The sequence below is a fragment of the Micromonospora xinjiangensis genome (assembly GCF_056150165.1).
The window spans coordinates 423469-441860 of the sequence record NZ_JAXCFO010000005.1; the positions used below are offsets into that span (position 1 = coordinate 423469).

The following is an 18392-nucleotide window of genomic DNA, read 5'->3' on the forward strand; positions in this document are numbered from 1 at the left end:
ATGCTCAGCAAAGAGGATCAGCGCAGGTTCGAACAGATCACCCGGCAGCTCCGCGAGAGCGACCCGGCGTTCTTCGCCCGGCTGGACAACCGGGCACGCGGCCGCCGTGGCCGTTACCTCCTGCTGTTGACCATCGTGCTGTGGGCCGCACTGCCGGCGATGACCGTGCTCGCCGGCCGGATGGCCGGCGCCATCTGCGCCGTGGTACTCGTCGCCAACGCGGTGCTCATGTGGCGCTTCCGCCGCCGCTGGCTATGACCGCGCGGCCCGGCGTCAGCCGCCGAACGCCCGGTAGGCCCGGCGGAGTCGTTCCAGCAGGCCGGGCCCACCGATCGCGGGGGCCGGCGGTCCCAGCTGCCGCAGCAGCAGGTCCGGCCCGGTCGCCAGGGTGGGCGGCCGGTCGGGCAGTGGCACCGGAGCCGACCAGAACCGGTCGGTGGCCTCGGCCAGCGGCGCCGGCGGCAACGTGGCCAGCGCCCGGGCGGCCCCGGCGGGTGGTACGTCCACCGGCTCCGCGACGACAGGCGCGTCGTCCGGTTCGGACGGTGGCGGCGTCGCGGCCCCGGTGACGGCGGCCCGCAGGGCGCGGAGCCGGTCGAGCAGCTCGTCCCGACCGCGCCCGCGCCAGTGCAGCAGCTCGAACGGGTCCGCGTCGAACGCCTCGGCGAGCAGGTAGAACGTGGCCGCCAGGTGCTTGCACGGCACGGCGAAGTCGGGGCAGCTGCACCGCTGGGTCAGTTCGTCGACGCCGGCCGGGAAGAGCGGCGCACCGGCCGCGGCGAAGAGCTCCTCCAGCTCGGCCGGCAGGTCACCGGCGAGCAGCCGGGCGCTGAAGAACGCCTGGGCGGCCAGCTCCGCCTCGATCCGGTCCCAGAGCTCCGGCGGGAACGCGGACAGTCCTATGTGGACGTCGTACGGGCGGGGTCGGGAGCCCTGCACCACGGCGGTCACCGCACCGGGGGCGATGTCGAGGCGGACGACCTGACCGGCCCGCGCGTACGACCGGCCACGGGTGAGCCGGGTGCCGAGGGCGAACGACTCCAGCACCTCCAGGAAGCGCCGTGACCACCACGACCGGCCGATGGCGCCCCGGGTGCTGCGCGCCCGCAACCCGCCCTCGACCCGGCGGGGGCGTCCGTAGTCGGCGAAGCGGCCGTTCGCGGTCTCGCTCACGCCCCCACCCCGCTGCGCCCCGCCGTGCCACGCGGGCCGCCGCCGTGCCCGCTCACTCGACCACCGCCCCGGTCTCCAGCGCGAACAGCTCCCGCAGCTGCGCGGTCGACAGCTCGGTCACCCACTGCTCCCCGGTGCCCACGACGCTGGCCGCGAGGCTGCGCTTGTCGGCGATCAGGGCGGCCACCTTCTCCTCCACGGTGCCGGCGCAGACGAACTTGCGGACCTGCACCCGGCGGCGCTGGCCGATGCGGAACGCCCGGTCGGTCGCCTGGTCCTCGACGGCCGGGTTCCACCAGCGATCCACGTGCACCACGTGGTTCGCCGCGGTCAGGGTGAGCCCCGTGCCGCCGGCCTTCAGCGACAGCACGAAGATCGGCGGGCCGTCCGGCGACTGGAACCGGGTGACCATCGCGTCCCGGTCCGCCTTGCCGACACCGCCGTGCAGGAAGAGCACCTCCCGCCCGAAGCGCGCGGAGAGGTGGCCGCGCAGCATGCCGCCGAACTCCGCGTACTGGCTGAAGAGCAGCGCCTTCTCCCCCGCCGCGAGCACCTCCTCCAGGATCTCCTCCAGCCGGGCGAGCTTGCCGGAGCGGCCGTCGAGCGGCGAGCCGTCACGCAGCAGCTGGGCGGGGTGGTTGCAGACCTGCTTGAGCCGGGTCATGGTGGCCAGCACCAACCCGCGCCGCTCGATGCCCTCACTCGACTCGATCTTCGCGAGCATGTCGTCGACCACCGCCCGGTAGAGCGAGGCCTGCTCGGCGGTGAGGTTGCAGACCACCTCCATCTCCAGCTTCTCCGGCAGGTCGGAGATGATCGAGGAGTCGGTCTTCAGCCGGCGCAGCACGAACGGGCCGGTGATCCGGCGCAGCCGTTCCGCCGCCTCGGTGTCGCCGTGCCGCTCGATCGGCTCGGCGTAGCGCTTCTTGAAGGTCCCCGCCGGGCCGAGCAGCCCGGGGTTGACGAACTGCATGATCGACCACAGGTCGGCGAGGCGGTTCTCCACCGGCGTACCGGTGACGGCCACCCGCTGCCGGGCCGGCAACGCACGGACCGCCTCGGCCTGCCGGGTGGCGGCGTTCTTGATGGCCTGCGCCTCGTCCACCACCACCCGGTGCCAGTCGATGCCGGCCAGCTCCCGGGCGTCGCGGGCCGCCACCGAGTAGGTGGTGAGGACCAGGTCCGCGCCGTGGACGGCGGCGACGAAACCCTCGCCCCGCGCCCGCTCGGCACCGTGATGCACGTGTACGCGCAGCTCCGGCGTGAACCGCGCCGCCTCCCGCTGCCAGTTGCCGACCAGCGACATGGGACAGACCAGCAGGGTCGGCCCGGCGTCCGGCGGGTCCCCGGCGAGCAGGGCCAGCAGCTGCACCGTCTTGCCCAGCCCCATGTCGTCGGCGAGCACGCCGCCCAGACCGAGCGACTGGAGGAAGGCCAGCCAGGCGAGCCCACGCCGCTGGTACGGGCGCAGCGTGCCGCGGAACGTCGCGGGCGGGTCCAGCGGGGTGAGCCGCCGCTCCACCGCACCGGCGAGCAGGTCGCCGAGCGCGCCGTCGGCGGTCACCTCCAGCACGGGCAGCGCCGCGCCGTCGTCGCCGGCGGTGAGGCCCAGGCGCAGCAGGTCGGCCACCGTCAGCTCGCCGGACGACCGGAGCAGGCGCAGCCCGGCGGCCAGCCGCTTCGGGTCCAGCTCGACCCAGCGACCCCGCAGCCGGACCAGCGGGCTCTTCAGTGCGGCAAGGGCCGCCAGCTCGTCGGCGGTGAGCGGCTGGTCGCCGAGGGCCACCTCCCACCGGTAGTCCACGAGGGCGTCCAACCCGACCCCGCCCCCGGTGGTGGCCACGGTGCCCGGAGCGCTCCGGCCGCGGGCCCGCAGTCGGGCGCCGAGCCGGGCCGAGGGGCGCTGCCACCAGGAGGGCAGCAGCACGCCGAACCCGGCGGCGTGCAGCACCGGCGCGCCCTCCCGCAGGAACCGGTGCGCGCCCTCCACGTCCAGCTCGAGCACCTCGGGCACGGCGGTGCGCAGCGCCGGGTCCAGGTCGGGCCAGAGCCGGCTGGCCCGACCCAGCTCGGCCAGGAGCGTCTCCTGCGGGTTCCCCGTCCGGCCGGCCAGCGCTCCCACCGCCGCCGGGTCCCGCCAGACCTGGCCCGCGTCGACGTGCAGGCTCGGCTCGTCGGCCGCCTGCAACCCGAACTCCAGCCGCCAACGGCCGCCGACGGCGGCCTCGCCCGGGCCGACGGCGGCCCTTCGGGGATCGACGCCACCGGCGGCACCGTCCGCCCCGGTGGGACGGCCGGTGCCGGCGGCGGGGACGGTCACCAGGACCGGTTCGGTGATCTCGTCGGCGGGCGGCTCGACCAGCCGGAAGCTGGCTCGGACGGCGCCACCGGCCGCGTCGCGCTGCCAGGCGTCCAGCTCGGCGCGGAGGGTGGCCAGCGCGGCCGGATCGGCGGTGAAGTCCCGGCGGGGCCCGGCGAGGGCCGCCAGCCAGGCCGGCACCGGCCCGCCGGGGCGTGCGCCGCGGGCCAGCGCGGTCTCCGCGAGCGCGACCCGGGCGGCGGCGTCGGTCAGCTCGTCCAGGGCGTCGGCCACCAGCGCGGCCACGGCCCGGTCGGGCTCGGCGGCGCGGGTGGCCGGCGGGAGGGCGAGGGCGAGGGACCGCGCCCAGCCCGCGTCGGCGCCGGTGAGCAGCGGCCGCCAGACCGCCCGGGCGGAGTGCGCGTCGCGCGTTCCGGCGCCGTGAGCGGCGACCGCCGGCGCCGCGGCGGGTGGATCGCCGGGGCCGGTGCCGGCCGCCGCCGCGCCGCTCCGCCCGTCGGCCGCGAGGGCGGCGGGCAGGTCGGCGACGCCCGGCAGGACCCGGCCGCGGGCGACCAGGTCGGCGGCGAAGTCGGCCAGCTCGGCGAGGTGGCGCAGCGTCGCCCCCGGCACGGCCGGTAGGTCGTGCAGGAGGCGCAGCAGCGGGAGGGCGGCGTCCGGGGCGTACCGCAGGACGGGGACCCGCCACCGCGCGAGGGTGACCCGCCCGCGCGGCGGGTCCGCGACAGCGGTCCGGATCAGCTCCGGCGAGTCGAGGGGTACGCCGCCCCGGGTCGGCAGGGTGAGCAGCGCGGTGCCGGGCGCGGTCGGCTCGGCGACCTCGGCGAGCACGGTGGCCAGCGCCGGGTGGTCGGCGGCGAACGGGTGCGGTCGTTCCCGGGGCGGCCGCCCCGGCCGGCGGGCCGCCTCGCTCGGTAGCGCGCTCTCCTCGCCCCAGACGGCGAGCGCGGGGCCGCCGGTCGCACCGGACAGCCACAGCCCGTGGATGACCAGCACCTGCTCCCCCTCGTCGACGCCCGCGCCCAGGATAGGACGCCGGGCACGGGTTACCGTCGTCGCCATGTTCGACCTGCTCGTGGTCGGCGGGCTCGGGGTGGACGTCCGGGTCCGGGTGCCCGCGCTTCCCCTGCCGGCCGCCGACTCCCTCACCGTCGACCCCGTCGAGTTCCGGATCGGCAACACCGGTGCCGGGGTCGCGTTGGCCGCTCACGCGCTCGGCCTCCGGGTGGCCGTGGTCGACGTGCTCGGCGCCGACCCGGCCGGGGACGTCGTGCGGGCGGCGCTGGCCCGCGCCGGGGTGCACGCGGTGCTGCGGGACGACCCGGGCGGCACCCGCCGCTCGGTGAGCCTGGTCGACCCGGGTGGGCGGCGAATGTCGCTCTACGATCCGCGCCCCTGGCAGGGGCCGCCGCCGCTGGCCGCTCCCGAGCTGGCCGCGCTGGTCGGGACGGCGGCACACGTCCACCTGTCGATCATGGATTGGACGCTCGGCCTGCTGCCCACCCTGCGGGCCGGCCTCGCTGCGGGTGCGGTGGTCAGCACGGACCTGCACGACTGGGACGGCGACAACGACTACCACCGGCCGTTCGCCGCGGTCGCCGACCTGGTCTTCGTCAGCGGGGTGCGGCTCGGCGACCGGTCGGCGGCGCTCGCCGCCGCGCTGGCGCCGCGGACCGTCGTGGTGACCCACGGCGCGGACGGCGCGGAGCTGCACGCGAACGGGCACGGACCGGTGCCGGTGCCCGCCGCCGAGCCGCCGGCCGCCGTGGTGGACACCAACGGCGCCGGGGACGCGTTCGCCGCGGGCCTGATCGCCGCCCGGCTGCGCGGCGCCCCGCCCGCCGACGCGGCCGCGTACGCGGCCCGGGTGGCCGCCGCCGCCTGCACCCGGGACGGCATGGAGTATCCGGCCGGGCTGCTGCCCGCCCCGTGAGCCGGGCGGGTGGCGGTCACACCGCGCCGGTGCGCCCGTCGGTCAGCTCGCGCAGGATGTCGGCGTGGCCGGCGTGCCGCGCGGTCTCCTCGATCATGTGCACGAGGATCCAGCGCAGCGAGACCTCGCCGAGCTGGGGGTGGGGCACCACGTGGTCGAGGTCCAGACCGGCCGCGACCGCCCGGGACCGCGCGCACGCCCGCTCGTAGTCGGCGGCGAGACGCGCGACGGTGTCCTCGGCGGTCAGCGTGAAGCTGAGGGCCGCGTCCTCCTCGCCGGTGAGGTAGACGTCGCCGGGCTCCGGTGCCAGCAGGCACGGGAACCAGTTGCGCTCGACCATCGTGAGGTGCTTGACGAGGCCGGCGAGGGTGGTCGCCGACGGCACCAGCCGGCGGCCCGCGTCGGCGTCGGAGAGCCCGCGCAGCTTGCGCAGCACCACGTCGCGGTGGAAGTCGAGGAAGGATTCGAGCACGGCCCGTTCGTCGCCGGTGCGCGCCAGCACCGGGCCGAGCGTCGGGTCAATCGCGATCTCGCCCATTCCGGGACCTTAGCCGGACCGGTCGTCGGACCGCAGCCCCGCTATCCGCTGCGCGACCCCGCTCGGGCAGGCAGGATGGGCCCATGGCCGCAACGGTAGAGATCCCCCTCGTGGACGGCCCGGCCGACGGGCAGCACGTCACCGTCGAGCTGGACAGCAACGGCCGCCCGCCGCTGACCCACCACCACCTCGGCCCCGAGGGGTTGGTCGCGGCGCAGATCTACGAGCTGGAGTCCGCCGGGGACGACGCCCGCGGCTGGCGCTACTGCTGGCGGGGCTCGGCCGTCTGACCCGGCCCGTCACACCCGGCTGAGGTTGCGGGTGCGCAGGCTGTCCAGCACTGCGCGGGTGACCTGCGAGGTGCCCCGGGCCTCGTCGCAGACCTGCGCGACCCGGCGCGCGGTGGCCTCCGCCCGCTGCTCCCGCTCGTCCCAGAGCCGGTCGACCTCGGCGAGCAACGGGCCCTCCACCTCCCGCTCCACCCCGCGCAGCGCCGGCACCCCGAGCCGCTGGGCCAGGTCGAAGACCTTGCCGGCGTACGGCAGCGGGAGGAACGGCGTACCGACCATCGCCGCGAAGATCAGGAAGTGCAGCCGCATCCCGACGGCCAGGTCGAAGTGGCGCATCAGCCCGAGCACCTGCTGGGGCGAGTACTTGCCGTGCAGGATCCGGCCCCGCTCGGCGGCGATCATGTGGGACAGCACGCCGTGGGAGTGCCGGATGTCGTCGCGCTCCATGGGCACGAAGAGGACGTACGCGTCGATCCGGTGCACCAGGAAGTCACCGATCTGGGCGAGCAGCCGGTGATAGCCGTCCACGTCCAACCGCTCGGCGGCCCGGCCGGGCTCCCGCACGCTCATCCCGACCAGCCGTTTACCGGCCGGCACGCCCTCCTCCCGCAGCAGCTCACCGGGGAAGTCCTCGGGCTCCAGCAGGAACGCCGGGTCGGCGGTGACCGTGATCGGGTTGACCAGTCCGGCCTCCTCCAGCACCATGCGGGACTCCTGGTCCCGGACGGTCACCTGGGTGGCGCCGGCCAGCGTCTCCCGGACCATGCCGGTGTCCACGCCGTCGCTGAGCGGCCCCACCCCGACCGCGTACGTGATCAGCGGTAGGCCCCGCTCCTGGGCGACCCGGACCACCCGCAGGTAGCGGCGCGCCTCCTTGTCGTAGAGGATGCCGCCGCCACCGAGGATCAGCAGGTCGAGCTGGGCGAGCACCAGCGCGGAGTCGGTGCGGCTCACGCCCTCCCAGGGCACCGCCTCGACGTCCGGATGGGCCACCCGGGTGTGCTCCGGGTTCCGGGAGAAGACGATGATGCGCGCGTTCGGCTCCTGCGCCCGCAGGTCGGCCAGCAGGCCCGTGAGGATCGCCTCGTCACCGAGGTTCCGGCCGCCGTACGAGCCGAGCACACCGATGGTCAGTCCGGCGCCATGCCTCATCCGTCGCTCCTCCCCGGGTGCGTCCGCGCGGGTTTCCCGTTGGGTCGGTGAACACTCCTGCGCCCCGGCTCAGGCCGGGCGGCGGCTCCGCCGGGCGCTCGGCCGCCGGCTCGGCGCCGACCCGCGGGGCCGGGCCCTCGACGGCCGGGTCGAGCCGGACCCGGATCCCGGCTCGGGCACATCGCGCCCAGTTCGCCCTTACCGGGCCGGCTCACCCGCCGCGTCCGCGGTGTCCCCGGATGTCCCGCCCGGACGCGTCACGGGGGCACCGGCCTCCCCGACGGGATCGGTCCGGCCGGCCGGGTGGGGCGCGTCGGCGACGAGGCGGGAGACGAACGCGGACACCACCTCGTCGACGTCGACGTCGGCGCCGATCGAGGTGGTCAGCAGGTCGAGCAGGAGCCCGTCCACGGCGTAGTGCAGCAGTGCCACCTCGAACGCGCCGCCCGGGAGCCCGGCGGCGACGTGGAACGCGACGTCGGCGCGGTAGCCGCGGCGCAGCGTGCCGCCGAGGATCCGGGCCAGGTCGGGGCGGCGCACCGCCTCCAGCCGCAGTTCGATCAACGCGCGGGTCAGCTCCGGCTGCCGGGTGGTGCGTTCGACCACGTAGCGGACGTAGTCGGTCATCAGGTCCAGCGAGGGCTCCCGGGCACCGAGTGCGGCGAGGACGTCCTCGTCCGGCGCGAACCGCTCCATGATCCGCTCCCCGAGGGCGCCGAGCAGGGCGTCCCGGGAGCGGAAGTAGTTCGAGGCGGTACCCACCGGCACTCCCGCCTCTGCGTCGACGGCGCGATGGGTCAGCCCGCGCGCGCCCTTCGCGGCGAGCACCCGCAGACCCGCGTCGGCCAGGACCGCGCGCCGTTCCGGGTTCCGTGCCACGCGGTACACCCTAGCGGAACCACGACAGCTGTTGTAGTGTCTCCGTTCACGACATCCGTAGTGATTGGGAGTTCCGGTTGCGCAAGCTCGTGTACTACGTCGCCAGCACCCTCGACGGCTTCATCGCCGCTCCCGACGGGTCCTACGACTTCCTCCGCCTGGAGGCCGACCTGGCGGCGCACCTCGCGGCCACCTACCCGCAGACCTTCCCCACGTTCACCCATCCGCAGTTCGGCATCGAGCGGCCCACCGGGCGCTTCGACGCCCTCGTGATGGGCCGGGGCACCTACGAGCCGGCGTTGCGGATCGGAATCACCAGCCCGTACGCCCACCTCCAGCAGTACGTCTTCTCCCGGTCCCTGCCGCCGGCCACCGAGCCGGAGGTGCAGATCGTCGACCGCGACCCCGTCGAGTTCGTGCGGGAGCTGAAGCGCCGGGACGGCAAGGACATCTGGCTGGCCGGCGGCGGGCAACTCGCCGGGCAGCTCCTGCCCGAGGTCGACGAGCTGATCGTCAAGCTCAACCCGGTCGTCGCCGGAAGCGGCATCCCCCTCGCCACCCGGCAGTTCGACCCGCGTCGCTTCACCCTGGTCGAGACGCGACCGGTCGAGAGTGGAACCGTCGTGCTGCGGTACGAGCGGCAGGACGACGCCGGCTGACGGCGCGGGGCGGGGCGGGCGCGGCGGATGGCGAGGTAATGGCGTTGCCGGCCGCGCCCGGGTCGCGCACCGTGGACGGATGACACAGGCGACCAGGGGGCGGCTCGGCTGGGCCGAGCTGCCCGAGCACGTCCGGGCGGCGGTCGAGGGGATCGTCGGCGACCGGGTCGTCGAGGCGCGCTCGCAGTCCGGCGGCTACTCGCCCGGCTCCGCCGACCGGGTGCTGACCGCCGCCGGGCGGCGCGCGTTCGTGAAGGCGGTCAGCCCCGCGCAGAACCCGGACAGCCCTCGACTGCACCGGGCCGAGGCGCGCGTCTCGGCCGCGCTGCCGGCGTCCGCACCGGCACCCCGCCTGCTCGGCTGCCACGACGACGGTGACTGGGTGGCGCTGGTCTTCACCGACGTGGACGGGCGGCACCCGGCCACCCCGTGGCGACCCGACGAGCTGGCCGCCGTGCTGTCGGCGCTGGAGACGATGGCGGTGACGCTCACCCCCAACCCGGTGCCGCACGCGCCGACCGCCGCCGAGCGGCTCGCGTACGACTTCGCCGGCTGGCACCGGATCGCCGCCGACCCGCCGCCCGGGCTCGACCCGTGGGTGGCGGCGCACCTGGACGAGCTGCGGGACGCCGCGGACCGGGGCGTCGCGGGGCTGGTCGGCGACACGCTGTGCCACGTGGACATCCGGGCCGACAACCTGCTGGTCGGCCGCGACGGCGCGGTGACCGTGGTCGACTGGCCGTGGGCGTGCCGCGGCCCGGCCTGGCTGGACACGGCGCTGCTGCTGGTCAACGTACGGCTGCACGGCGGGCACGACACCGAGGCGCTGCTGCGCCGGCTCTCGCTCACCGCCGACGTCGACCCGGACGTGCTCACCGGGACGTACGCGGGCATGGCGGGCTTCTTCGCCGACGCGGCACGGCGCCCGGCACCGGCCGGCATCCCGACGGTGCGCGCGTTCCAGCGGGCACAGGCCGACGCCCTGCTCCCCTGGCTGGCCGCCTGCCTGGCCTGAGCGGGGCGACGAGCCGCGGGCTCGGCCCCCGAGCTTCGCCCCGGCGGTAATCGGACCTCGCGCTGGGCCGGGAACGACGGGTCCGATCACCGCCAGACCGACGTCGGCCACGCTTCCATGATCGGTGCATGGCAACGACACTCAACGGAAAGGTCGCCCTGGTCACCGGCGGCGCCCGGGGCATCGGGGCGGGCATCGCGCTACGCCTGGCGCAGGACGGCGCCGACGTCGCGCTCACCTACCAGCAGAGCGCGGACCGGGCGGCGGCGGTGGTCCGGCAGATCGAGGCGCTGGGCCGGCGGGCGCTGGCCCTCCCGGCCGACAGCGCCGACCCGGAGGCGGTCCGGGGCGCGGTCGACCGGACGGCCGCCGAGCTGGGCCGGCTCGACATCCTGGTGAACAACGCGGCGGTGTTCCTCGTCGGCACGGTCGACCAGCTGGGCACGGACGACCTGGAGCGCACCATCGCGGTGAACGTCCGGGCCCCGTACGTCGCCGCGCAGGCCGCCGCCCGGCACCTCGGCGACGGCGGGCGGATCATCAGCATCGGCAGCAACGTCGGCGAGCGGGCCGTCTTCCCGGGGCTGGCGCTCTACTCGATGAGCAAGACCGCCCTGGCCGGGCTGACCCGTGGCCTCGCCCGGGAGCTGGGACCGCGCGGCATCACCGTCAACGTGGTCAACCCGGGCCCGACCGACACCGACGCGAACCCGGCCGACGGCCCGAACGCGGCGGCGATCGCCGGCTTCACCGCCCTGGGCCGCTACGCGCGCCCCGCCGACATCGCGGCGACCGTCGCGCATCTGGCGACACCGGAGGCGGCGTACGTCACCGGCGCGGTGATCAACGTGGACGGTGGGTTCACGAGTTGACCGGTGGCCGGGCGCGCCGGTGGGCAGCCGGTGCGCCCGGCCCGGCCCCGGTCTCCGCCGGCTGCCCGGCCCCGGCCACGGTCCGCCGCCCCGGCCACGGCCACGGCCCGCCGCCCCGGCCACGGCCTCAGCCGGGCGCCCGGACGGGATGGTGCAGGAACGGGAGCACCACCGCCGGCAGCGCCGGCGAGGAGAGGATGTCGTGGTGGGTGAGCCCGGGGAGCACCGCCAGGCGGGAGGCCGGACGGCCGCCGTCGTCCGCACCGGGGTCGCGGCGACCGCCGCCGAGCAGCCCGAAGAACTCCGCCACGTGCGCGATCGGGATCGAGTCGGCGTCGGCGAAGACCAGCAGCGTCGGCGACGCCAGCGCCGCCACCTCCGCCGACCAGTCGTAGTCGCGCCGCAGCAGCTCCCCCGACTTCGCCCAGAGCAGCGGCCAGTCCTGCGGCCGGGGTGCGAGGCGGGCGTGGCGCCGGTGCGACGGGGTGCCGCGCATCCGCTCGCCGGTCCGCTCGTCGTGGCCGGCCATCACGGCCAGCACCTCCGGATACCAACCGCCCCGCCGGCAGGGTGCGGACACCACCACCAGCCGGCGGACCAGCTCCGGGTGCTGGATCGCGACGCGCAGCGCCACCCCGCCGCCCAGCGAGTGACCGAGCAGGTCGGCCTCGGCCGCACCGAGGTGGCGCAGCAACCCGGCGACGTCGTCGGCCATCGACTCGTGACGCAGCGGGCGGTCGACGTCGGCGGTGCGCCCGTGCCCCTGGAGGTCGACCGCGATCACCCGGTGCCGGCCGGTCAGCGCCGGCAGGAGCCGGGCGAAGTCCTCGGCCGCGCCGAAGGCGCCGTGCAGCAGCACCAGCGGACGCCCGGCGCCGTGCGACTCGTACCAGAGCCGCACCCCGTCGACCTCGGCGTAGCTCACCCCGCCACCTCTCCCTCGGCTCCCGCCGGCCATCCCACACGGGGCGCACCGCCTCGGTGCTCGTCGACCACCGACGTCTGATCCGGGTCGTCCGGGGTAAACGCGGCGGCGGCAGCAGTCCGGCCCGGAAGTCACAGGAGGCACCGTGACCCTCACCGCGCCCACCGGCACCCTCGACCTCGACACCGTGGCGAAGGTGGCCGCCCAGCTCCGGGTGGATTCGGTTCGGTCCAGCACGAGCGCCGGCTCCGGGCATCCGACGTCCGGCATGTCGGCCGCCGACCTCTTCGCCGTGCTGGTGACCCGGCACCTACGCTACGACTGGGACGACCCGCGCTCACCCGCGAACGACCACCTGATCCTCTCCAAGGGGCACGCCTCCCCGCTGCTGTACGCGCTGTTCAAGGCGGTCGGGGTGATCTCCGACGACGAGCTGATGCAGGGCTACCGCCGGTTCGGGCAGCGCCTCCAGGGGCACCCGACGCCCGCGCTGCCCTGGGTCGACGTCGCCACCGGCTCACTCGGGCAGGGGCTGCCCGACGGCGTGGGGGTCGCCCTGGCCGGCAAGTACCTGGACAAGCAGCCGTACCGGGTGTGGGTGCTCTGCGGCGACAGCGAGCTGGCCGAGGGATCCATCTGGGAGGCGCTCGACAAGGCCTCCTACTACGGGCTGTCCAACCTGATCACGATGGTCGACGTGAACCGGCTCGGCCAGCGCGGCCCCACCGACCTGGGGTGGGACCTCGACGCGTACGCCCGGCGGGCCGAGGCGTTCGGCGCCCGGGTGCTGGTCGTCAACGGTCACCACCTGACCGCCGTCGACGACGCGATGACCGCCGCCGAGGACCCGGGCCCCGGGCAGCCCACGGTGATCCTGGCCCGGACGGTCAAGGGACGGGGCTTCTCCGAGGTCGAGGACAGCAACGACTGGCACGGCAAGCCCTTCCCGCCGGAGATGGCGGAGCGGGCCGTCCGCGAGCTGGGCGGCGAGAGCAACCTGACGGTACGCGGGCCCCGGCCGACGCCGGCCACCACCGACGGCTCCAGCCCCACCGGCGACACCGCCGCCCGCCCCACCACGACCGAGGCCACCGAACCGGCCGAGCCCGCCCGCTACGACCTGGGCGAGAAGGTGCCGACCCGCAAGGCGTACGGCGACGCGCTGGTCGCCCTCGGCGCCCGCAACCCGCGCGTCGTGGCGCTCGACGGCGAGGTCAGCAACTCGACGTACGCCTTCGAGTTCGCGCGGGCCCATCCCGACCGGTACTTCGAGATGTTCATCGCCGAGCAGCAGATGGTCGCCGCCGCGACCGGCCTGGCGGTGCGCGGCTACCGACCGTTCGCCTCGACCTTCGCGGCGTTCCTCACCCGGGCGTACGACTTCATCCGGATGGGTGCCGTCTCCGGCGTCGACCTGTGCCTGGTGGGCTCGCACGCCGGGGTGGAGATCGGCCCCGACGGGCCGTCCCAGATGGGTCTCGAGGACCTGGCCATGATGCGCGCGGTGCACGGCTCGACGGTGCTGTACCCGAGCGACGCGACCAGCACGGTCGCCCTCACCGAGGTGATGGCCGTCCTCCCGGGGATCAGCTACCTGCGCACGACCCGCGGCAAGTACCCGGTGCTCTACGCCCACGGCGAGAGCTTCCCGGTGGGCGGATCCAAGGTGCTGCGCTCGTCCGCCCAGGACAGCGTGACGCTGATCGGGGCCGGTGTCACGCTGCACGCGTGCCTCGCGGCGGCCGACGCCCTGGCGGGCGACGGGATCAGCGCCCGCGTCATCGACTGCTACTCGGTCAAGCCCATCGACGACGCCGCCATCGCCGCCGCCGCGACCGCCACCGGACGAATCGTGGTGGCCGAGGACCACCACCCCGAGGGCGGCCTCGGGTCCGCGGTGAAGGACAGCCTCATCGCCGGTGGCCGGGGCGACTCGTCCTTCGCCCACCTCGCCGTGCGCGGCATGCCGGGCTCCGGGACGAGCAAGGAGCTGCTCGCCTGGGCGGGCATCGACGCCGATCACATCGCCGACGCCGCCCGCAGCCTGGTGCTCGGCTGACGCGCCCTCCCGCTCGAAGGCTAGGACGACCGGGGGCCGGACCGCGCTGGTTCGCACGGCTGCGCGGTCCGGCGCACGTTCCCGTGGCTCGGGTCGGCGAGCCACACACGACCATCAGCCGTCGGTCCGCTCGTCGGCCGTGACCATCCAGAGGTGCCCGTCGGGGTCGGCGAACGTGCCGGTGTAGCCCCAGGGCTGCGCCGCCGGCGGCGTCACGACCCGGGCGCCCGCCGACCGGGCCCGCTCGACGATCCGCTGGACCTCGGCGGGGCTGTCGGCGGTCAGGCCGAGCACGCACTCACTGCGGCCCCGGTCGGCGACCTCGTGGTCGCCGATGACCCAGCCGAAGCCCCCGCTCGGCACCAGCATCAGCCGCAGGCCGTCGTTCACGACGAACTGCAACGGCTCCGGGACCCCGTCCGCCGCCGGCTCACCGATCGCGGGCAGGCCGAGGGCCTGCGCGTAGAAGCGGTGCGAGGTCGGGCGGTCGGCGATCGGGAGGCTGACGGTCACGGGCGAAGCGGGCATGGTGGCAACTCCAGGCTGAGCGGCGAACGTGTCACCGTGACAGACCGGCCGACCGGCCGGGACTCATCGCCGACGAGGAGGGCGGTTTCGCAGCGATGTTTGTGCTGGTGGGCGCGGCAGGTTTCGAACCTGCGACCCCTCGCTTGTAAGGCGAGTGCTCTCCCGCTGAGCTACGCGCCCGGAACGCCCGTGCGGCGGGCCGGTGGCTGGCAAGCTTACCTGCTGGCCGCCGGCCCGGTCGCACGGCGTGGCCGGAATCGGGTCAGCCGGCGGCCCCGGCCAGCGCCTTTCGCCAGGCCTGCTGGTCGCGTGCCTCCCCCGGCATGTTCATCTCGGCGTACCGGACGACGCCGGCCTTGTCGATCACGAAGGTGCCCCGGTTGGCGACACCGGTGGCGTCGTTGAACACGTCGTACGCCTGGGCGACCGCGCCGTGCGGCCAGAAGTCGGCGAGCATCGGGAACCGGTAGCCCTCGCGGTCGGCCCACACCCTGTGGCTGAAGACCGAGTCGACGCTGACGGTCAGCACCTGGACCTCGTCGTTGACGTACTCGTCGAGGTTGTCCCGGATCTCGTGCAGCTCGCCCTGGCACACGCCGGTGAAGGCGAGCGGGTAGAACACCAGCAGCACGGTGCGGCGGCCGCGGAAGTCGGAGAGCCGGACCTCCTGGTTGTTCTGGTCCTTGAGCGCGAAGTCGGGCGCCTCGGCGCCAACCTCGATGGGCATGCGAGAACTCCTCGGATGACGGCGGAACGGCGTCGCCCGCGCACCCGGCGACCCGCCGGGTACCGGTGCGGTCTGCCGTCCCCCGGGGGGCGACGGGCGGCCGGAGCTACTTCTTGCCCTTGGCCCCGCGGCGCAGGACGAGGCGGGCCCCGCTCCAGTCCCGGCCGGCGTTGATCGTCGAGGTCTGCTGGAGGCCCGCCGTGGGAGCGGATTCCGCGATCTCGCTCGGCTCGACGTGCCCGTCTCGGCCCGCCTTCGGCGTGAGCAGCCACACGACGCCGTTGTCGGCCAGCGGACCGAGGGCGTCGACGAGGATCTCGAAGAGGTCGCCGTCCCCGTCGCGATACCAGACCAGCACCGCGTCGACCACCTCGTCGGTGTCCTCGTCGACCAGCTCTCCACAGCGGTCGGTCAGGGCGTCGCGGAGGTCGTGGTCGACGTCGTCGTCGTACCCCATCTCCATGACGACCATCCCCGGTTCGATCCCGAACCGGTCCGCCAGGCTGCGTACCCCGTCGGCGGCCTGACCAGCGGTCGCGCTCACTGTCGCGTGCCTCCTCATCTCGTCCTGCTCGGCGCCGAGGTCGACGCCGTCAGGCAAAGTCCACACAGTTGTGCCTCCCCGCGCAAGTGGCGCACCGGGTGGAACGGAATTTACCGTGCCAGGAGCGTGCGGGCACCCTCGGTAATGGCTTCCTCCGAGACCAGAACCTGACGCGCGGCCGGACCTAATGGTACAAACGAGTCAACTCCGGCAACCCGCCGCGCTGCCCCGACATATCCGGCATCCACCAGTGCCGCGATGACCCCCTCGCCGACCCCGCCGGAGCGGCGCGTCTCGTCCACCACCAGCACCCGGCCGGTCGCCGAGGCCTCCCGGATGATGTCCGCCACCGGCAGCGGGGCGAGCCACCGCAGGTCCACGACCCGGGTGCCGATCCCCTCCGCGGCGAGCCCGGCCGCCGCCCGCAGCGACAGGCGTACGCCGTTACCGAAGGTGATGATCGTCAGGTCCTCGGCCGAGCCCACCCCGTAGACCCGGGCGCGACCGATCGGAACGTGGCCGCTCGCCCAGGCCTCGGGCTCCGCGTAGCCGGCCAGCCACTCGCCGTCACCCTCGGCGTAGAGGTCCCGGGTGTGGTAGAGCGCGATCGGTTCCAGGAACACGCAGACGCTGCCGTCCACCGCCGCGCTGGCCAGGCAGGTGCGCAGCATCGGCGCCGCGTCGTCCGGCCGCGCCGGCACCGCGATCACCAGGCCGGGCACGTCCCGGAGCACGGCCACCGAGTTGTCGTTGTGGAAGTGCCCACCGAAGCCCTCCTGGTAGGCGAGCCCGGCGATGCGTACGACCATGGGGTTGCGGTAGGCCCCCTGGGAGAAGAACTGCATGGTGGCCGCCTCGCCGCGGAGCTGGTCCTCGGCGTTGTGCAGGTAGGCCAGGTACTGGATCTCCGGCACCGGGAGCATCCCGGCCAACCCGGCGCCCAGCCCCAGCCCGAGCACCGAGGTCTCGTCGAGCAGCGTGTCGAAGACGCGGGCCGGCCCGAACCGGTCCCGCAGGCCCTTGGTCACCCCGTACACGCCGCCCTTGGCGGCCACGTCCTCCCCGAAGACCGCCATCCGGGGGTGGTCGAGCATCCCGTCGGCGAGCGCGGCGTTGATGCTCTGCGCGAGCGTGAGCGGGCCGGCCAGCTCCGGCGGCTTGCCGCCGAACGCCTCGGCCCGGACGGCGGCACCGGGACCGGCGGCGCGGGCCGCCGCCTCGGCCACGGCGCGGGCGACCCGCGCCGGCCGCCGGGGCGCCAGCGGGGCGACCACGTCCGCGGCGGTGGAGAGCTTCGGCTCGCCGATCACCTCCTCGGCGATCCGGCGCACCTGCCAGCCGATGTCGTCGTAGCGGGCCAGCAGCTCGGCACCGCTGGCCACCCCCGCGTCCACGAGCAGCCGGGCGGTCGCGGCCAGCGGATCCCGGGCCAGGTCCGCGCTGATCTCCGCGGGGCTGCGGTACGCCGTCTCGGCGTCCGCGCCGGCGTGCCCCATGAGCCGGACGGTACCCAGGTGCAGCACGGCCGGCCGGCGGTGCCTGCGCACCCAGGCGGCGGCCTCCGCGGCGACCTCGTACGCCCGCGCGGGGTCGCTGCCGTCGGCGGCGAAGTAGCGGATGCCCGGCTTGGACCGCAGCGCGTTCTCCACCCAGCCCCGCGGTGACCGGACGCTGATGCCCAGACCGTTGTCCTCGCAGACGAAGAGCACGGGGATGCGCAGGCCCGTGTGGTCGTACCAGCCGGCGGTGTTGAACGCGGCCGTGGCGCTGGCATGGTTGATCGAGGCGTCGCCGAACGAGCAGACCACGATCGAGTCCGGCGGCCACGGCACCGACGACGTCTCGTCGCCGCCGATCCGCACCCCGCCGCCCGCCCGCCGGGTCTCCAGCCGGCGCAGCCGCTCCACGGCGAGCCCCATGCCGACCGCGCGGGGCAGGTGCGAGGCGATGGTGGACGTGGTCGGTACGACGGCCAGGTCGGGGTGGCCGAACACCTTGTGCCGGCCGCCGGCGATCGGTTCGCGGGCGGAGGCGACCAGGCCGCGCAGCACGTCGCGCGCCGCCTCGGCGTGCACCCAGGGGCGCTCCGGCCGGGCCGGCGCGTCGTCGTCCGGAGCGTCGTCGTCCGGCGAGGCGTGGTCAGTTCCGTCCGGGTCGGCCCCGTCGGCGAAGACGTCGTCGAGGAAGGTGTCCCCGCCGACCTCGGAGGAGGTGGCGTCGATCGCCTCCGGTCCATCGGCCCCGGGCCCGGGTGCGGGCCGGACGGGTGCGGCGGAGTCGGGCCCGCCCGGGGACGCCCCGGTCACGGCACGGGCTTCCGGCCCGGTCGCGGCGGCGGAGGACGCGCCGGCCTCCTCGTCGTACGCCCCGGCCTCGTCGTCGGAGGCAGCGGGCGCGTCGCCGCCCGGAGCGGACCCGGCGGCCTGGGCGGCCCGGACGCAGTAGAACGCGCCGGACCGGTAGTGCAGCAGGGCCGGATCGGTGGGGCGCAGCACGGCGGCGACCACCGCGTTGCCCTCGTGGCCGGCCGAGCCGATGGTGTAGAAACCCTCGCCGAAGCTGCGCAGCCAGCGCGCGGCGAGATCCAGCTGCCGGCTCGTGACCTGCGCGTCGAACAGGTCGAGGGCCCGCGCGCCGGTGAGCGTCGCGCCGTCGGTGACCGGCTCGGCCGGGTCGCGCCGCCGCCGTGCGTCGCCCAGCGCGGCCAGCGTCTCCCGGAACCGGTCGTCGAGATCTTGCGGGGTGGTCACGTCCGACAGCATTACCGACGCGGGCCAG

At 75.3% G+C, this 18392-nt stretch carries 17 protein-coding genes and 1 tRNA gene; 7 read left to right on the forward strand and 11 right to left on the reverse strand.

From position 1 onward, the window contains the following. A complete protein-coding gene (locus SM573_RS20800; RefSeq protein WP_120678484.1) occupies window positions 1–258 on the forward strand; it encodes a DUF3040 domain-containing protein in 258 nt (85 codons plus the stop codon). Between the two features lie 15 nt (window positions 259–273). Here the strand turns inward: SM573_RS20800 and SM573_RS20805 are convergent, their stop codons facing one another. After that, entirely contained in the window at window positions 274–1173 is a 900-nt protein-coding gene (locus tag SM573_RS20805; RefSeq protein WP_474613024.1) for an SWIM zinc finger family protein, read from the reverse strand. A 52-nt stretch (window positions 1174–1225) separates the two neighbouring features. Next, complete coding sequence (locus tag SM573_RS20810; protein ID WP_474616908.1) at window positions 1226–4489, reverse strand: SNF2-related protein; 3264 nt, start codon at window positions 4487–4489, stop codon at window positions 1226–1228. Window positions 4490–4553: 64 nt separating this feature from the next. Between SM573_RS20810 and SM573_RS20815 the strand changes: the two genes are divergently transcribed. Beyond that, entirely contained in the window at window positions 4554–5426 is an 873-nt protein-coding gene (locus SM573_RS20815) for a carbohydrate kinase family protein (RefSeq protein ID WP_474613023.1), read from the forward strand. A gap of 16 nt (window positions 5427–5442) precedes the next feature. Here the strand turns inward: SM573_RS20815 and SM573_RS20820 are convergent, their stop codons facing one another. Continuing rightward, a complete protein-coding gene (locus tag SM573_RS20820) occupies window positions 5443–5964 on the reverse strand; it encodes a DinB family protein (protein WP_474613022.1) in 522 nt (173 codons plus the stop codon). A gap of 83 nt (window positions 5965–6047) precedes the next feature. Between SM573_RS20820 and SM573_RS20825 the strand changes: the two genes are divergently transcribed. Next, window positions 6048–6254, forward strand: coding sequence for a hypothetical protein (locus SM573_RS20825; protein ID WP_474613021.1), 207 nt, complete (start codon window positions 6048–6050; stop codon window positions 6252–6254). Window positions 6255–6263: 9 nt separating this feature from the next. Here the strand turns inward: SM573_RS20825 and SM573_RS20830 are convergent, their stop codons facing one another. Next, window positions 6264–7406, reverse strand: coding sequence for a polysaccharide pyruvyl transferase family protein (locus SM573_RS20830; protein WP_474613020.1), 1143 nt, complete (start codon window positions 7404–7406; stop codon window positions 6264–6266). Between the two features lie 198 nt (window positions 7407–7604). Then, window positions 7605–8285 carry a TetR/AcrR family transcriptional regulator gene (locus SM573_RS20835; RefSeq protein ID WP_474616842.1) on the reverse strand — a complete coding sequence of 227 codons (681 nt, stop codon included), beginning with the start codon at window positions 8283–8285 and terminating at the stop codon, window positions 7605–7607. Window positions 8286–8362: 77 nt separating this feature from the next. Here SM573_RS20835 and SM573_RS20840 point away from each other — a divergent pair, with 77 nt between their 5' ends. From SM573_RS20840 to SM573_RS20850, 3 genes are all read left to right on the forward strand, one after another. Then, complete coding sequence (locus tag SM573_RS20840; RefSeq protein ID WP_474613018.1) at window positions 8363–8944, forward strand: dihydrofolate reductase family protein; 582 nt, start codon at window positions 8363–8365, stop codon at window positions 8942–8944. Window positions 8945–9023: 79 nt separating this feature from the next. Then, window positions 9024–9959 (forward strand): phosphotransferase, encoded by a 936-nt coding sequence (locus SM573_RS20845; protein ID WP_474616843.1) that lies wholly within the window; start codon window positions 9024–9026, stop codon window positions 9957–9959. Between the two features lie 128 nt (window positions 9960–10087). Continuing rightward, window positions 10088–10831: an SDR family oxidoreductase gene (locus SM573_RS20850; RefSeq protein ID WP_474616844.1), complete on the forward strand. Its 744-nt coding sequence runs from the start codon at window positions 10088–10090 to the stop codon at window positions 10829–10831. 127 nt (window positions 10832–10958) lie between these two features. Here the strand turns inward: SM573_RS20850 and SM573_RS20855 are convergent, their stop codons facing one another. Continuing rightward, entirely contained in the window at window positions 10959–11756 is a 798-nt protein-coding gene (locus SM573_RS20855) for an alpha/beta fold hydrolase (protein WP_474613016.1), read from the reverse strand. Window positions 11757–11901: 145 nt separating this feature from the next. Here SM573_RS20855 and SM573_RS20860 point away from each other — a divergent pair, with 145 nt between their 5' ends. Beyond that, window positions 11902–13815 (forward strand): transketolase, encoded by a 1914-nt coding sequence (locus SM573_RS20860; RefSeq protein WP_474613015.1) that lies wholly within the window; start codon window positions 11902–11904, stop codon window positions 13813–13815. A gap of 114 nt (window positions 13816–13929) precedes the next feature. On the opposite strand, the gene SM573_RS20865 is transcribed toward SM573_RS20860, so the two are convergent. From SM573_RS20865 to SM573_RS20885, 5 genes are all read right to left on the reverse strand, one after another. Beyond that, the gene (locus SM573_RS20865) at window positions 13930–14328 is read right to left on the reverse strand and encodes a VOC family protein (RefSeq protein ID WP_474616845.1); all 399 of its coding nucleotides are present in this window, start codon (window positions 14326–14328) and stop codon (window positions 13930–13932) included. A 120-nt stretch (window positions 14329–14448) separates the two neighbouring features. Then, window positions 14449–14523: transfer RNA gene (locus SM573_RS20870), tRNA-Val, on the reverse strand. 82 nt (window positions 14524–14605) lie between these two features. Then, window positions 14606–15070, reverse strand: coding sequence for a peroxiredoxin (locus SM573_RS20875; protein ID WP_474613013.1), 465 nt, complete (start codon window positions 15068–15070; stop codon window positions 14606–14608). Window positions 15071–15176: 106 nt separating this feature from the next. Next, window positions 15177–15614: a DUF3052 domain-containing protein gene (locus SM573_RS20880; RefSeq protein ID WP_474613012.1), complete on the reverse strand. Its 438-nt coding sequence runs from the start codon at window positions 15612–15614 to the stop codon at window positions 15177–15179. Window positions 15615–15724: 110 nt separating this feature from the next. Continuing rightward, entirely contained in the window at window positions 15725–18376 is a 2652-nt protein-coding gene (locus SM573_RS20885) for a transketolase C-terminal domain-containing protein (RefSeq protein ID WP_474616846.1), read from the reverse strand. Window positions 18377–18392 lie beyond the last annotated feature (16 nt).

Coding starts and splice junctions, on each gene's coding strand:
- SM573_RS20800 (WP_120678484.1), top strand. CDS start 1: ATGCTCAGCAAAGAGGATCAGCGCAGGTTCGAACAGATCACCCGGCAG.
- SM573_RS20815 (WP_474613023.1), top strand. CDS start 4,554: ATGTTCGACCTGCTCGTGGTCGGCGGGCTCGGGGTGGACGTCCGGGTC.
- SM573_RS20820 (WP_474613022.1), bottom strand. CDS start 5,964: ATGGGCGAGATCGCGATTGACCCGACGCTCGGCCCGGTGCTGGCGCGC.
- SM573_RS20825 (WP_474613021.1), top strand. CDS start 6,048: ATGGCCGCAACGGTAGAGATCCCCCTCGTGGACGGCCCGGCCGACGGG.
- SM573_RS20830 (WP_474613020.1), bottom strand. CDS start 7,406: ATGAGGCATGGCGCCGGACTGACCATCGGTGTGCTCGGCTCGTACGGC.
- SM573_RS20845 (WP_474616843.1), top strand. CDS start 9,024: ATGACACAGGCGACCAGGGGGCGGCTCGGCTGGGCCGAGCTGCCCGAG.
- SM573_RS20850 (WP_474616844.1), top strand. CDS start 10,088: ATGGCAACGACACTCAACGGAAAGGTCGCCCTGGTCACCGGCGGCGCC.
- SM573_RS20875 (WP_474613013.1), bottom strand. CDS start 15,070: ATGCCCATCGAGGTTGGCGCCGAGGCGCCCGACTTCGCGCTCAAGGAC.
- SM573_RS20885 (WP_474616846.1), bottom strand. CDS start 18,376: ATGCTGTCGGACGTGACCACCCCGCAAGATCTCGACGACCGGTTCCGG.